This is a genomic window from Sporosarcina sp. AD_1 (genome assembly GCF_057373025.1).
In genome coordinates this window covers 246,866-262,528 of sequence record NZ_JBPVIR010000005.1, presented here as the reverse complement: position 1 = coordinate 262,528, position 15,663 = coordinate 246,866, and the positions used below count along the sequence as shown (strand labels likewise).

Genomic DNA, 15,663 nt, shown 5'->3' with positions numbered 1-15,663 from the left:
AACAAAGTTGCGTGAAGGAAATTTTTTTGAGGTTAAAGTTTCCTTCGGGAAAGAAAGGAGGACGCATGAAAAACGTGCAAGTGGCATCACAGAGAAAAGAAGTGCGGTCCTTTACGAGCCTGTTGAAGCTAGGGAAGTATCCTTTCGGAATCGCCGTACTTCTCTTGGCACTACTGCTAGCGCTAATCCTTGGCGTATCACTGGGGCCGGTTGTCGTGCCATTCGGGGAGACGGTATGCATCTTGTTGAAATGGGCCGGGTTGCCCGTAGAAGGGGAATTCACAAAACAGCAATGGATCGTCATTACAGAAGTCCGCTTGCCACGGGTGCTCGTCGGTGGACTTGTCGGTGCCGCTCTTGCGGTTTCGGGTGCCGCGATGCAAGGGCTTTTCCGGAACCCTCTCGTGGAACCGGGGTATGTCGGGGTGTCCAGCGGGGCTGCACTCGGGGCCGTTTGTACAATTTTCTTCGGATGGACCGCAATCAGTTCGTGGTTTCTTCCCGTCTCGGCATTTATTGGCTCGATCGTCGCGATGGTGACGATTCTGACCGTCTGGAAATCAAGCCGGCAAAAAGGCGTCGCCATGCTCTTATTGTTAGGCATTGGCATTAACGCATTCTTTTCAGCCATTATGAATGTCATGGTAGCGACATCGAAAAACGAACAAGAGCTTCGAAGCATCATTTACTGGCTGCAAGGCGGTTTAGAGGCGAGAACATGGGAACATGTGCTACTCATAGGCCTGCCGGTATTGTTAGGTGCCCTGATCCTTACGTTGTTCGGCAGAGAGTTAAATTTATTGCTACTTGGAGAGGAGCAGGCGAAAAGTGCGGGCGTCCATGTACGATTCACCCGGAATGCCATACTCGGATTGACAGCCCTCATCACGGGAGCTGCGGTAGCGGTAAGCGGCATCATCGGATTTGTCGGTTTAGTCGTTCCACATTTTATCCGTCTGATCACCGGGCCGGATCATCGGTTTTTATTGCCTGCCAGTGCATTGGGAGGCGCGGTCTTTCTTATTTTGGCTGATCTCGTCTCACGAATGGCAGTGCAGCCAATCACATTGCAGGTAGGTGTCGTCTGCGCCATCATTGGAGCACCGCTTTTCATTGCTTTGCTAATAAAGTCGAACCGGGGGGTGCGCACTTGATCACTGTCAATCAGGTAGTTGTCAGGGTGCCCGGGAAGGATATCCTGCGTACTATTTCAGTTGAAGTGGAAAAAGGGGATTTCATTGGATTGATTGGCCCGAATGGGAGCGGGAAATCGACTCTGCTTAAAACAATGGCTTCCCTGAAGATTCCTGTGTCCGGTTCAGTACAAATTCAAGGAATTGAGAGTGTCGATTTAAAGCCGAAAGAAATGGCGCGGCTCGTTAGTTATGTCCCGCAAGATACAACGATTGAATTTGAATTTACGGTCGAGGACATTGTCAAAATGGGGCGCCATGTACATACGACACGGTTTGCTCCTGATTCCAAACAGGATGAAGTGAAGGTGGAAGAGGCGATGCGTTGGACGGGGATCTCTTCTCTGAAAGAGAGATCCATCCTTTCGCTGTCAGGCGGTCAACGGCAGCTCGTGTTCATCGCTAAAGCTTTGGCGCAAGATACACCTATCCTGCTGCTCGATGAACCGATTTCCGCCTTGGATATTCATTATCAGCTTCATGTATTGATGATGCTGAAGAAACTCGTGATGGAAGGGAAAACCGTCATTGTCGTCCTGCATGATTTGAACTTGGCAGCCCGATTCTGCACCAAATTATTATTGCTTCAAAATGGAGAGGTTCGGGATTTTGGAAAACCGGAGCAAGTACTTACCCAAATGGCTGTTGACGATACGTATGAAGTGGAGTCGGACATTCGGAAACATGAAGTGATTGAAGCGGTCACTGTCACCGCATTAACACCTAAGAGAGAAGGAGAAGGAGAATGAGAAAGATGAATTGGTTGAAAAAAGGATTGTTTGTTTCTTGCAGTAGTATTCTGCTCGCAGCTTGTGCTGCAGGAAGTGCAGAGGAGGAAGTGGATCAAGGAAAGGCGGAGGCTGGGGAAAATCTGGTTAGGGAGACGGAGCAAGACGTAACGGATCAATTCCCTGTAACAGTGGAAGTGGATGGAAAAGCTATCACAATCGAGGAAAAACCGAAGCGTATCTTGCCATTGTCGTTGGATGGAGCTGAAATCGTCCTCGATCTGGTCGACCCAGAACGAGTCGTCGCCGTATCAAACAGCGTGGCAGACCCGATGATTTCCACGCAGGCTGATCAAGCAGGGCATATTCAGGAACGGATTGCTTCTGCTACACAGATCGATCCCGAACAGATTCTATCCTATGACACAGACCTTTTATTGCTTACAAAGATGCACGGCCAAGAGGCAGATGCCGATCAAATTCTGCAACAGGCGGGCATTCCCATTCTATCGTTTGACACGATGAAGACAGTGGATGACCTATTTGCAAACATAGAAGTGATCGGAACGGCTGTCGGAGAACAGGAAAAAGCTGAGGCGTTAATTGAGAAGATGAAAGAAGAAATGGCAGCCATACAATCGTCGATTCCAGAAAAGGCCGATTCACCGACCGTTCTTGTCCTTTCGGAAGTTGGTCCAGGAACCGGGCCGTACATGCTGGGACCGACCAATATTTCATATGATCTGATCAAACGGGCAGGCGGAGTGCCGGCTGTCGACCAGATCGGATTGGACCGCACGGCGAAAGCTGAAGTGGAGCAGGTCATCAAAATGAATCCCGATCACTTGTTTTTATTGGATTGGCAAGGGAACGGGGAAGCGGCCTATCAAGAGCTGATGGAAGCACCTGGCTGGAATACGCTGCAAGCAGTCCAAAATGGAAACATCACCATTTTGGAAGTGAAATACTTGATGAACCCGAATAAGGAAATAGTCCACGGATTGAAATCACTTGTCGAAACAATTCATGGTACCGCTAAATGAATGCTGTTTTTCTCTTCAGTTACGGTCATTTGAGATCCATTGATGATCTGAAACCGTTTTATGAACATTTGCTGCGGAACCATTATTCTGCAGAAGCATTGAATAGAGGACAACAACTATTCAAATCACTCGGCACGGCCGATCCCCTCACTTCCATTACGAAAAGGATCGGAGAAGGACTGAGTCGGCTGCTGGCCGCCAAAACCGGTGAGCCGTGGAAGTATTACATCGGTACAAAGCATTCGAAACCATTTGTCAAAGAGGCGGTCGAGCAATGCCTTGCGGACGGAATGAAAAACATCGTCACAGTCTCCCTGACACCATTAGCCTCCCTCACCGGAACAACAGCCTATGAACGTGAAGTTGAGAAGGCCGTAGAAGGGAAGGGCCTCACGGTGACGCATCTTGGCGCTTATGGAGAGGAACCGCGTTTCATTGATATTCTGTCTGCACGTCTGGCCGATGCTCTTCAGTGGCTGCCCAAAAACGTGAAAGGGCAAACCGAGCTTCTATTCACTGCCCATAGCATGCCTGGAGTGGAACGGGTACATGCGGATTTTATCCGCCAATACCGAAGCCTTGCCACCTCTGTCAGTAGAGCGGCAGGAATACAGGAGTGCCGCCTTGCTTATCGCAGTGGCGGCCCGCCTCCGCAGAAATGGCTCGGTCCAGACATACTGGACGTCATTCGCGAACTGGCAGCGGAAGGGAAAAAAGCGATTGTCGTGTGCGAGCTCCTGTCGGTCGTTTCCAATACAGAGGTAATCCAGGAAGTCGGTCGCGACGGTATGCAGCTTGCCCGGTCATTGGGAATGGAGTTCGTACAGGTGGAATATTTGAATGATGGTTTTGATTTTGTATGTTGTTTAAGTGAGCTTTGCCTTAAACGGATATCATGATAGCTGGGGAAAGATTAACAAGACAACAACTTTGTTTTACCGGAGCAATATTCTCAATAGCAAATAAGTAAACCTAAAATGAGACGGGGAGATCCTCACTTCTCTCCGTCTTGCCAAATAGAAAAGAAAAATAGTGTTGACAGCACAAATCTCAAACTCTATAATTTGTTTAATACTAATGTTCAGACACATTGAACATTTTTTATTTCCTTTAACTTGTACCAACAACCCTATGATGTATTGATGGTCACGAAAGTCCTCTTGTTTCAATTGATCTCTTGCCATAAGATTAGTTGTAAACGATTCCATAGGAAAGAGGACAGCATATGGTCAGACTAAAAGATATTGCAGAGAAAGTGGGGGTATCTGTCAGTACTGTTTCCAGAGTGATTAAAAACGATACGACCCGTAATGTGAACCCGGAGATTAAGCGGCAAGTGTGGCTGGCTGTAAAGGAAATGGGGTACACGCCGAATGAGCACGCACGCAATCTTGTGCAATCCGCTGAAAATGTTCTAGTGCGCACCAAAAGAATTGGCTGGCTTGCCAGCCCACGTCTTGCGAATGAAAATCCTTATTTCTCGAAAATCTTCATAGGGATTACGGATACTCTCAATGAGGCCGGTTATTCGTTACTCTTGCTTCACCGGGAGGATTTGGAGGACGATGCGTTATTCCAAAAGACAGTCAGGGAGCAGGAAATAGAGGGGATTTTGCTTGTTGACTCTATCCGAAAAGAAACCCTTTTAGAATTGAAAAAATGGATTCCTGTTGTTGGGATGGATTTCAACTACAGTGAGAATAACGTTTCCATTGTCGATTACGACAGGGAAGAGGCGGTGTATAAAGGGATTGCCCATCTCGTGTCACGGGGGCATAGTCGCATCGGATTTATTGGCGGGGAAATGAATGGCGATTTAAAGGGAGAAAAGCGGTTCAAAGGCTACCGGAAAGCTATGCAGGAATTTAATCTGGATGTGGATGAGCGCTTTATTCTGGATTCCGGGTGGTGCATGGACAGGACATATCGGCTCATGAATGAGCTGCTGGCCAGTTATACTGATGTGCCGTCGGCGTTTATGTGCGCCAGCGATATGCTTGCAATTGCAGCCATGCGGGCGGTACAAGAAAATCATTTATCTGTGCCAGAAAATATCGCCTTTGTCGGAATCGACAACAATGAAATGGCGCAATATGCAATGCCGGCCCTAACGACAGTGGCCATCCCGCAATATGAAATGGGAGTTGTGGGAGCGAAAGTGTTGTTAAATCAAATTGCTGATCAAGACTTTCGAATGGATTTGCGTACGTTGTTGCCGACTGAATTAATGATTCGGAAATCTACATGAAAATAGATGTGGATTTCTTTTCAGAATCAGGAAAACGTTTTCCTGTAACTCGGAAAAATTTCCTGATTAAATAGCTTAGCGAAGAAAGGGATGTTGGAAATGGAAAAAGTACGGATTGGTGTTATCGGTGCTGGCTTGCGCGGTGGGCTTGCGTATTATTGGCACAAACCAGACGGAGAATCGGAAGTGGTGGCGCTCGCGGACCTTTCGGAAGAAAGACAACAAAAATTTCAAGAAAAGATCGGAACACCTATTTTTCTTACGAAGGACTATAAGGATCTCTTAGTACGGGAAGATATCGATGCAATTGCAGTACTTTCTCCCGATTACTTGCATGAGGAACATATTATCGCAGCTCTTGAAGCAGGTAAGCATGTGTACGCGGAAAAACCACTAGCCATCACGGTTGAGGGATGTGACCGAATACTCGAAGCCTGGAAGAACTCCGGCAAGCATTTAATGGTCGGCTTCAATATGCGGTATATGAGCATGTACCAAACGATGAAGGGATTGATCGACTCCGGCGCAATCGGCGAATTGAAAGCCGTTTGGGTACGCCATTTTGTCGGCTTCGGCGGTTATTTCTACTATCACGACTGGCATGGACAATCGAAAAATACGACATCGCTCCTTCTACAGAAAGGGTCCCATGACCTCGATGTCATCCATTGGATTTCTGGCCGTTATACGACGAAAGTTTCCGCTTTTGGAAGTCTTGATTACTATGGGGGCGATATGCCGAACGACTTGACATGTCCGAATTGCGAGCTGAAACATACTTGCCCTGAATATGTACCACACACGTTTACAGAGTGTGCGTTCCGAAAAGAAATTGATGTGGAAGACAACAACATGCTCATTATGGAACTTGAAGGAGGCGTCAAGGCATCGTATCTCCAGTGCCATTTCACACCTGACTATGAGCGGAACTACACGTTCATTGGAACCGAAGGCCGGATTGAAAATGACGATGTAAACGGCAAAGTCTATCTGAAGACACGCAAGACGAACACGTGGAAGGAATTCAGCGATGTGACGTACGACATGAAGCCGGAAGAAGGCAGCCATGGAGGAGCCGATCCGAAAATCGCCCAAGATTTCGTCGAGCTGGTTCTTCGCAATAAAGAACCTCTTACTACACCATTTGCTGGGCGGATGAGCGTGGCAGTCGGATGTGCGGCGACAGAATCCATCCGGTCTGGCGGTAAAGTCGTACCTGTATCTCAAACCTCCAGCATCGTACATAACTGATCTGTCCTGAAAGAAAGGGGTGTGTGTATGACCAATGTAAGTGAAAACGTAGCAGTGAAAACTATCAAGACGGAAGTTAAGAAAGAGGCAAAACGGAGAGCGCGAAGTAAATGGTGGAAATCGATCTGGCGGAATTGGGAACTGTATGTTCTGCTTTTCCCCGTCATTCTTTACTTCTTAGTATTCCATTACTTTCCTTTATATGGACTGCAAATTGCCTTCAAGGATTTTATTGCATCCAAAGGGATTCTCGGAAGCCCATGGGTTGGCTTCAAGCATTTTGAACGTTTCTTCAACAGTTATTATTTCTGGCGGCTGATCAAAAATACGATTGGCATAGGGATTTTTACTCTCGCTGTATCCTTCCCAGTGCCCATCATTATCGCGCTCATGCTAAATGAAGTGAAGAGCCTCCGATATAAAAAGTTCGTACAGACGGTCATCTATGCACCTCATTTCTTATCGACCGTCGTTGTAGTCGGTATGCTCCTCTTATTCGTCAAACCGGACGGGATGATCAACCAAGTCGTCCAGCTGTTTGGAGGGACGCCGATCGACTTCATTTCGGAGCCGTCCTGGTTTAAGAGCTTGTATGTATTTTCAGATGTTTGGCAGACGATGGGCTGGAGTTCCATCATCTATATTGCCGCACTCGCGGCAGTAGACCCAGCGCAGCACGAAGCGGCGATGATAGATGGAGCATCCCGGTTCCAACGGATAATCCATATTAACATTCCGGCCATCATGCCGACGATCGTTATCCTGTTCATTTTGAACGCTGGATCGGTCATGGCAGTCGGTTTTGAAAAAGTGTATTTGATGCAAAACGATTTGAACATGTCCGCTTCTGATGTCATTTCGACATTTGTATACCGGAGCGGGATTTTGGAAGCGCAATACAGCTTCTCCGCAGCCGTCGGATTGTTCAATTCCATCATAAACTTCATTATGTTGCTCATGGTGAATCAATTCGCGAAGAAAGTGAATGAGACAAGTCTATGGTAAGGAGTGGGAGAAATTGAGAGAGTCAAAGACAGACCGCACATTCATTGTGTTCAACTATATTTTCCTCACGCTGATTGCCTTGCTCGTCCTCTACCCGTTGATTTTCGTCGTGAGTGCATCACTCAGCAATCCGCAGTATGTCATTTCGGGTGAGATGTGGCTTTGGCCGAAGGAGTTCACGGTGGAAGCGTACGAGAAAGTATTTAAGAACAAAGATATTATCAATGGCTTTATTAACACGATGAAATACACTGTTGTCGGAACTGCCTTGAATGTTGTCATGACAATTCTAGCAGCCTATCCGCTGTCTCGGAAGGACTTGAAGGGCAGAGGGTTCATCATGGCTTTCATGGTCTTCACCATCTTTTTCAGCGGCGGGCTGATTCCGACCTATTTGCTTATCCGTGACCTTGGCATGCTGAACACGTTTTGGGTCATGATCATTCCAAACGCAGTGGCGGTATGGAATATCATCATTATGCGAACGTTCTTCCAGTCCATTCCACATGAGCTGCAGGAATCCGCAATGATCGACGGATGCGGCAACTTCCGAATCCTTTGGAATATTGTCTTGCCGTTGTCGTTCCCGGTCATTGCCGTCATGGTGCTGTTTTATGCAGTCGGCCATTGGAATTCATACTTCCAGGCATTGATTTATTTAACGGACCAGGATCGATTCCCGCTACAGCTTATCCTGCGGCAAATCCTGATCCAAGGGCAGACGGACGATATGATCCAGGCCACTACGGAAAGCTTCCTCGCGCAACAGCTCAGTGTGGAAGGTTTGAAATATGCTGTTCTGATCGTTGCGAACTTGCCGATGCTTCTGCTATACCCGTTCCTGCAACGGTATTTTGTAAAAGGTGTCATGATTGGATCTTTGAAAGGATAAAAGGGGGAGATTATGTTGAAGAAAAGGTATTTCACAGGATTAGCAGCTTCCATGCTGCTGTCAGCGGGCATTTTGGGGGCTTGCTCGAAAACAGACGGGGAAACGGTTACGGGAGATTTGGAGAACTTAAATGAAACAGGCATGCCGATCGTCAAAGAAAAGATTGAAGTGGACGGCTTTGCAGCGAAATTCTTCGCTTCACAGGATTGGAACAATTTGATGCTGTGGAATGAATATGAAAAAATGACGAATATCAAAGTCGATTGGACGACTGTCCAAACGGAAGCGCTTGCTGAAAAACGAAACTTGTCTTTGACGGGCGGGGATTATCCGGAGATGTATTTCGCCTCTGCCTTCTCCAAGACGGATCTTTTGAAATATGGACAGCAAGGGATCTTTCTTCCTTTGAACGATTATATCGATAAGTATGCACCGAATTTCAAAGCAATCCTCGATGAGTATCCATCGGTTAAGCAAGGGATTACGATGGCAGATGGCAATATCTATGGTTTCCCGGCCATCTACGATCCGAATTTCGAAGCGCTTCGTGCAGGGGCTCCGTGGGTCATGCAGGAATGGCTCGATAATCTCGGTCTGAAAGAACCGGAAACGACAGAAGAATTCTATCAAATGTTGAAAGCTTTCAAGGAAAAGGATCCCAACGGCAATGGAAAAGCGGATGAACTCGGCTGGGGCGGAGGCTACGGCATCAATGAATTCATTTCCTACTTGCGTGGAAGCTTCGGTCTGAATAAACAAGGAAGCATGAACATCAATCTCGATTTCAAACCGGGCACAGAGGAGTTCCGTTTCGTTCCATCGACAGACGAATATAAGGAAATGCTCGCTTATTTGCATAAATTATATTCTGAAGGGTTGATTAATCAGGACGTTTTCACGACAACTCCTCAGGAATTCACGGCTGAATCAGCAAAAGGGAACTATGGTGTGCTGAACTCGATTGATCCAGCGGAATTGTTGAAAATCGATGGGTATGTCGGTTTGCCAGTTTTGGAAGGACCGACTGGAGAACGGGCGTATAATACGGTGTCAAACGGTCTCGGCAACATGGGGATGTTCGTGTTGACAGACAAAGCGAAAAACCCGGAGGCAATGGTTCGCTGGATGGATTATTTCTATGGGGATGAAGGCAATAAAATGTTCTTCATGGGCTTTGAAGGTGTGACGTATGAAGAGGATTCCGCGGGTAACTTCAACTATCTCGATACGATTACCGATAATCCGGATGGCCTCAATATGGACCAGGCGATCAGCCAGTATTTGACTTGGCCGGGAGGGTATTACCCAGGTATCGTTCGCCAGAAGTTCTTCCAAGGAGCTGAATCGAAGGAGAATTCCACTTTGAATGCTGAAAAAGTAAAACCTTACCGCATCAAGGACGAGGACATTCTTCCAGGAATCAACTACACAGTGGAAGAAAGTGAGCGGGTAAGTGCCATCATGACAGATATTCAGACATACGTAGATGAGATGACTGCATCCTTTATTACAGGTAAGGCGGATCTTGGAAAGTGGGATGAATATTTGAAGACGCTCGATAAAATGGGTGTGAACGACTATCTGGAAATTGCGCAAGGAGCCTATGAGCGCATGGAAAGTGAAAAATGATCCGGGAGCTTATACAGGGGAAAGCCTCTGTATGAGCTTTCCCATTTTGGGGAGGTGCTGACGGATGGAAATGATCGGTTGGAAAGGTAGATTGTATTGGTTTGTAGAGCTAGTTACCATGCTTGCGGTCGTTCAGCTTATGTGGATCGGCCTGACTCTGCTAGGCCTTGTCGTTTTCGGAATAGGACCCGCGACAGCAGGCATTTTTCAAGTTATGCGGAAAAGGCTGCAAGGGGAAGATGATTTAAAAACACTGTTGAAGAGCTATTGGCACACGTATAAAAAGGAATTCATCAATGCAAATAAAATCGGGGTTACACTGCTGGCCTTTGGCTATTTTCTCGTAGTAAATTTTAGAATTGTATCCTCGATTGGCGGGATGCATGGCATCGCGATGATGACATTGCTTATCACAATTCTTTTGCTTTACGCAGTTCTTGTCATCAATATTTTTCCGGTGTTCGCTCATTACGACTTGCCTTTCTCCAGATACTTTTCGGCATCCGTCCTGCTCAGTTTATCGTTCCCGATGCAGGCCGTTCTATCATTCATTGGTTTGTATGGACTGTACCGTGTCTTTCTGTTCATCCCTGGGCTTCTTCCGTTTTTCGGCATTAGCCTGACCGTGCTGTTTCTGGCGTGGATGGCGGATCGGATCTTTAATATGAAAGGGAAAATGGATGGTACCTTGCAGCCAGAAGGAAAATGAAAGAGGTGTCTTCATGAATTCGATGTGGATCATCAATGCGGCAGTCGTGCTGGAAGACTCGGTCATCAGTCGGGGATATGTCTGTATAGAGGATGGAAAAATCAAATCCGTTGGAAATATGGAGACATGTCCTCAACTAATAAAAGATGAAACTATTATGGATTGCAAAAATGAAAAGGCCGTCATTCCGGGCATGATTGATATCCACGTTCATGGAGCATGCGGCCATGATGCGATGGATGCAACGCAGGAGGCGCTGTCTGGCATTGCACAAGGATTAGTGAAAGAAGGAACGACTTCATTCCTAGCAACCACCATGACAAATCCAAGAAACCTAATTGAAGATGCCTTACAAGCTGTCAGAGAATACCACTCCCTAGAAGGAAAACAAGGCATAGCGGAGCTGCTTGGCATCCATCTAGAAGGACCGTTCATCAACCAGAAGCAAAAAGGTGCACAGCCGGAAGAGGCGATTATTCAACCGGACGTCGCTCTCTTTCGTGAGTGGCAGCATTTGTCCGGAGGGGCAATTAAGGTTGCGACCATTGCGCCCGAGATGGGGTCATCGGACTTCGTTAAAGAGCTGGTGAAAGAGGGTGTCATCTTGTCCATTGGCCACTCGGACGCCACGTACGATGATTCGCTGGCAGCTATTGAACAAGGAGTGACTCATGCTACTCATTTGTTCAATGGAATGCGAGGCATCCATCATAGAGACCCGGGTGCGGCGGGGGCTGCTTTGATAGCGGACGAAGTTTTTGTGGAATTGATTCCCGATGGACATCATGTACATCCCGACCTGCTGAAGCTTGTCATGCGGCAAAAGGGGGCTGGCCGAGTGCTTGTCATAACAGACGGCATGCGCGCAAAAGGGATGCCGGACGGTGAGTATGACCTCGGTGGAAACAAGGTCGCCGTAAAGAACGGCAAATGTGTACTGGCGTCAGGCGACTCACTGGCAGGAAGCGTCGTGACAATGGATGAAGCAAGGCGCAATATGTCGGCTTGGTGCAATCTATCTCTCGTTGAACTTTCGTGGATTACTTCATTGAATCAGGCGAAGCGATTAGGAATCGAGTCGAGAAAAGGATCCATCTCAGCTGGAAAAGATGCTGACCTTGTTATTTTGAACAGCTCGGGACATGTTGATGTGACGATATGCAGAGGGAAGATTGCCTATCTGTCTACAGATTTGGAGTTGGAGCTGCTAAGTGAACAAATAAAATAATTTTCCCAAATTCTTCGGAAACCTCCAATGTAGCTTATGTAGATCACTATATGATTTAATAGGAAACTTGAACCAAGGATGATATATTGGAATGAAGAATGAAATAAAAGGATGAATTTGTATGAAACCTTTAGATCAAGGAAGCATCATTCCATTGTATTATCAAGTGAAGCAGCGGCTGGAAGAACGAGTGCAATCAGGTGAGTGGAAGCCTGGTGATAAGATCGATTCGGAAAACCAGTTGATGGAAACTTTTAATATTAGTCGAAACACAGCGAAAAAGGCGATCGAGGAAATGGTCCAAGACGGTCTGCTGTATCGGGTTCAAGGGAAGGGGACCTTTGTCGCCCACCCGAAGCTGGAGCAATCCCTAGGCGGGTTTTACAGCTTCAGCCAAGTGTTGCGAGATAAAGGAATTACCCCGTCGGATATCATTCTTGAGGTGGAGGAAGTGACTCCGAATTCCAGAATCCGCAGTGGGCTAAAACTGGAAGGTGAAGAGAAGGTCATTAAGATGAAACGGATCCGTTGTGCGGATGGTGAACCGATTATCCTTGAATCTTCCTACATGCCAAAATCGGTTGTGGTCGATAAAAAAGATTTATTTGACGTGAAGACTTCGTCCCTCTATGATTTGCTGGCAGCCCGATACGGTGTGTCTGTCGTCCGTGCCAAGGAAGCATTTGAGCCTGTCTTGATCAGAGATGAAGAAAGCATCCACTTGCAAACGGAAGTGGGCAAACCTGCTTTATTGTTAGAACGTACAGCATTCGACACTTCAAACCGGCCGGTGGAGTTCTGCATTTCTATTGTTCGGGGAGACAGATGCCGGTTTTACACAGACCTTGTTTAATTGAAGCACTGAAGGGGTGCTTCTGTTTCTATAACTTGTACCAACAACCCTATGATATCACAAGGAGGCAAACGGAATGCCATTAGTGACAACGAAAGAAATGATGCAGGATGCATACAACAACCATTATGCAATCGGGGCATTCGGCGCCCATAATCTTGAAATTATTAAGTCTGTCATTGCAGGCGCTGAAGCAGAAGGTACTCCTGTCATTCTGCAAACGACTTCCAGTACATATCAATACGCTGGCATGCCTTATATGATTGCGATGGTCAAAGCGGCCGCAGAACAGGCGAAAGTTCCTGTCGCTCTTCACCTTGACCACGGGGAATCGTTCCCTGTGGTTATGGAATGCCTGCGTGCAGGATATACATCGGTGATGATCGACGGCTCGAAACTTCCATTTGAGGACAATGTTGCTCTTGTGAAGCAGGTAGTTGAGGCGGCATCCTCCATCGGCGTGCCGGTCGAAGCAGAACTTGGAACGATCGGAGGAGTGGAAGACGATCTGGTCGTCGAACACAGTATGGCCATGTTCACGGATCCAGTTATGGCACGTGATTTTGTTCACCAGACAGGAATCGATTCGCTGGCACCGGCGTTTGGTACAGCACATGGAGCCTACAAGAAGGAACCGGAATTGCAGTTCGACCTGCTTGAGCAAATTAACAGCGAAGTGTCCGTACCACTTGTCATGCACGGTGCATCAGGCGTGCCGGAAGAAAGTGTACGGAAAGCCCTCCGCTATGGAATTGCGAAGGTGAATTTCTCGACGGAGCTCAAGGATCTGTTTGCCGAAGAATTACGGGCATTTTTCAAGCAGCATCCAGAGGAAAACGACCCGAGGAAATATTTCTTGCCGGCACGTGAAGCTGTGACGGAATTGGTGAAGACGAAAATTAGGATGCTGCAGGCATGATTACAACAATCACACTGAATGCTGCAATTGATCAAATTTATCAGGTTGACCGGCTAGAGAGTGAAGCAGTCAACAGGGTGAAGGATATCCATCAGGATGCTGGCGGTAAGGGGCTGAATGTGGCGAAGGTGTTGAAACAATTAGGTGCGAAAGTGGATGCAGGCGGGTTCCTCGGAGGTATGAATGGCGAGCGGATCCGTTCGCTTGTCCGTGAAAAAGGAATACCGGATGAATTTATTCCGATTGCAGGAGAGAGCCGTGTGTGCCTCACCATCATGGATAAGGCAACCGGGAAAGGGACTGAATTCCTCGAAAGCGGACCAGTTGTCACGGAGAAGGAATGGCAGAAGATGCTCAGTTGGCTTGAGAAGAAATCCAAGCAGACTAAATGGTTTGCGCTTTCTGGTAGTCTGCCGCAAGGTCTTACTTCTGATGCATATGCTCAATTGATCGACATTATCCAGTCAAACGGGGCAAAAGCAATTCTGGATACGAGCGGAGAGGCATTGCGGCTCGGTATCGAGGCAAAGCCATTTGCTATTAAGCCGAACGAGCGGGAGCTTGCCGATTTGCTTGGCGTGCCTGCTTTATCATTGAGCCTCATGATTGAAGAAGGATACCGTTTAGTGGAATCAGGCATTTCCCACGTTTGCTTTACGCTTGGCGGAGAAGGCGCAGTAATTGTGAATCGTGAAGGTTGTTTCCGAGTAAAAGCACCCGCTATAACCGTGAAGAATACCGTTGGAAGCGGAGATGCTTTCATCGGAGGCCTTATTGATGGATTTGCGGCGTCACAGGACAGTTTTGAAGCATACAAGCGAGCCGTTGCATGTGGTTCGGTCAATGCAGCGCATATGGAAATCGGGCATATTGATCTGATGGAAGTAGAACGGATAGTGAAAGAAATAACGATAACGGAATTGTAATGGAGGATACCTAAAATGCATACGTACAATGAAATTACGAATCAGGCGGAACAGTTGCAAAAGACGTTGGACATAGTGGAAAAGTCGAATTTTGAAACAATGGAAGTAGATCAAGTCATTTTCACGGGTTGCGGCACTTCTTTTTATTTGGCCTCTTCAGCAGCGAGATACTTTCAGTCGGTGACAGGCCAGTTTGCAACAGCGGTCCCGGCATCCGAGCTGTTTTTGCACCAATCAGGCCTTATTTTGGAAGGGAAGAACTATTTAGTCGTCGGCATCTCGAGATCCGGAACGACATCTGAAATTATCATTGCGCTGGAACAATTAAAAGGAAAAGCTAACATTCGGACGCTTGCGGTCACTTGCAATGGCGATACACAGATGGCTGAGATGGCGGACGATGTGATCGCTCTTGATCATATTTCAGAGCAAAGTGTCGTTATGACCCAATCTTTCAGCAATATGATGTACGCCTTGCAGCTATATGCAATGAAGATGGCACCATCAGAAGAAGACATGGCAGAATTGCGGAAAGTGCCTACTCTCGTATCGGCAGTCATCGAGAACGGGATGTCAACAAAGCGAATTGCCAATGATTTGACGAAGAAACGTTTTATATTCCTTGGATCCGGCCAATATAATGGGCTTGCAAAGGAAGCGACCTTAAAACTGAAAGAAATGACGCAGACTGAATGTGAAAGCTATTCCAGCCTTGAATTCCGTCATGGGCCGATTTCAATCGTGGATGATACGACAGTCGTCATTTTGCTTGCACAGCAGGAAACAGCCAATTACGATCAGGCTCTCGTTACGGATATTCAAAGGCTTGGCGGCCATGTACTCGTAATCGGCCCTGTCAGCGGAGGATTCCAAGCGGATCAAATTATGGAACTCGACGAATCCATCAGCGATCGCAATCGTTATTCCCTATATGTGCCAATCCTTCAGATGCTTGCATATGAGCGGGCCATCCGACTCGGATTCAATCCTGACCAGCCACGCAATCTGACCCAAGTCGTCAAATTGGCATAAGGCGGAG

15 protein-coding genes are annotated in these 15,663 nt (G+C 47.1%); all 15 read left to right on the top strand.

Annotated elements, in window-relative coordinates:
* Positions 1 to 65: 65 nt before the first annotated feature.
* The gene (locus ACSW3C_RS11875; RefSeq protein ID WP_486562809.1) at positions 66 to 1,154 is read left to right on the top strand and encodes a FecCD family ABC transporter permease; all 1,089 of its coding nucleotides are present in this window, start codon (positions 66 to 68) and stop codon (positions 1,152 to 1,154) included.
* Positions 1,151 to 1,942, top strand: a complete 792-nt coding sequence (locus ACSW3C_RS11870) for an ABC transporter ATP-binding protein (RefSeq protein ID WP_486562808.1) — start codon at positions 1,151 to 1,153, stop codon at positions 1,940 to 1,942. The genes ACSW3C_RS11875 and ACSW3C_RS11870 overlap by 4 nt, the downstream gene beginning before the upstream one ends.
* A complete protein-coding gene (locus tag ACSW3C_RS11865; RefSeq protein ID WP_486562807.1) occupies positions 1,939 to 2,964 on the top strand; it encodes an ABC transporter substrate-binding protein in 1,026 nt (341 codons plus the stop codon). Before ACSW3C_RS11870 ends, ACSW3C_RS11865 begins: the two co-directional genes overlap by 4 nt.
* Positions 2,961 to 3,863: a ferrochelatase gene (locus ACSW3C_RS11860; protein ID WP_486562806.1), complete on the top strand. Its 903-nt coding sequence runs from the start codon at positions 2,961 to 2,963 to the stop codon at positions 3,861 to 3,863. The genes ACSW3C_RS11865 and ACSW3C_RS11860 overlap by 4 nt, the downstream gene beginning before the upstream one ends.
* Positions 3,864 to 4,189: 326 nt before the next feature.
* A complete protein-coding gene (locus tag ACSW3C_RS11855; RefSeq protein WP_486562805.1) occupies positions 4,190 to 5,212 on the top strand; it encodes a LacI family DNA-binding transcriptional regulator in 1,023 nt (340 codons plus the stop codon).
* A 99-nt stretch (positions 5,213 to 5,311) separates the two neighbouring features.
* Complete coding sequence (locus ACSW3C_RS11850) at positions 5,312 to 6,463, top strand: Gfo/Idh/MocA family protein (RefSeq protein ID WP_486562804.1); 1,152 nt, start codon at positions 5,312 to 5,314, stop codon at positions 6,461 to 6,463.
* 27 nt (positions 6,464 to 6,490) lie between these two features.
* A complete protein-coding gene (locus tag ACSW3C_RS11845; protein ID WP_486562803.1) occupies positions 6,491 to 7,468 on the top strand; it encodes an ABC transporter permease in 978 nt (325 codons plus the stop codon).
* Positions 7,449 to 8,360, top strand: coding sequence for a carbohydrate ABC transporter permease (locus ACSW3C_RS11840; protein ID WP_238080500.1), 912 nt, complete (start codon positions 7,449 to 7,451; stop codon positions 8,358 to 8,360). The genes ACSW3C_RS11845 and ACSW3C_RS11840 overlap by 20 nt, the downstream gene beginning before the upstream one ends.
* A gap of 12 nt (positions 8,361 to 8,372) precedes the next feature.
* Positions 8,373 to 9,989: an extracellular solute-binding protein gene (locus ACSW3C_RS11835; protein ID WP_486562802.1), complete on the top strand. Its 1,617-nt coding sequence runs from the start codon at positions 8,373 to 8,375 to the stop codon at positions 9,987 to 9,989.
* 64 nt (positions 9,990 to 10,053) lie between these two features.
* On the top strand, positions 10,054 to 10,698 hold the full coding sequence (locus ACSW3C_RS11830) for a YesL family protein (protein ID WP_486562801.1): 645 nt from the start codon (positions 10,054 to 10,056) through the stop codon (positions 10,696 to 10,698).
* 13 nt (positions 10,699 to 10,711) lie between these two features.
* Positions 10,712 to 11,926, top strand: a complete 1,215-nt coding sequence (nagA, locus tag ACSW3C_RS11825) for an N-acetylglucosamine-6-phosphate deacetylase (protein WP_486562800.1) — start codon at positions 10,712 to 10,714, stop codon at positions 11,924 to 11,926.
* Between the two features lie 121 nt (positions 11,927 to 12,047).
* Positions 12,048 to 12,779: a GntR family transcriptional regulator gene (locus tag ACSW3C_RS11820; RefSeq protein WP_486562799.1), complete on the top strand. Its 732-nt coding sequence runs from the start codon at positions 12,048 to 12,050 to the stop codon at positions 12,777 to 12,779.
* A gap of 76 nt (positions 12,780 to 12,855) precedes the next feature.
* The gene (locus tag ACSW3C_RS11815) at positions 12,856 to 13,698 is read left to right on the top strand and encodes a class II fructose-bisphosphate aldolase (RefSeq protein ID WP_486562798.1); all 843 of its coding nucleotides are present in this window, start codon (positions 12,856 to 12,858) and stop codon (positions 13,696 to 13,698) included.
* Entirely contained in the window at positions 13,695 to 14,624 is a 930-nt protein-coding gene (gene pfkB, locus ACSW3C_RS11810; RefSeq protein ID WP_486562797.1) for a 1-phosphofructokinase, read from the top strand. The genes ACSW3C_RS11815 and pfkB overlap by 4 nt, the downstream gene beginning before the upstream one ends.
* A 15-nt stretch (positions 14,625 to 14,639) precedes the next feature.
* A complete protein-coding gene (locus tag ACSW3C_RS11805; protein ID WP_486562796.1) occupies positions 14,640 to 15,656 on the top strand; it encodes an SIS domain-containing protein in 1,017 nt (338 codons plus the stop codon).
* Positions 15,657 to 15,663 lie beyond the last annotated feature (7 nt).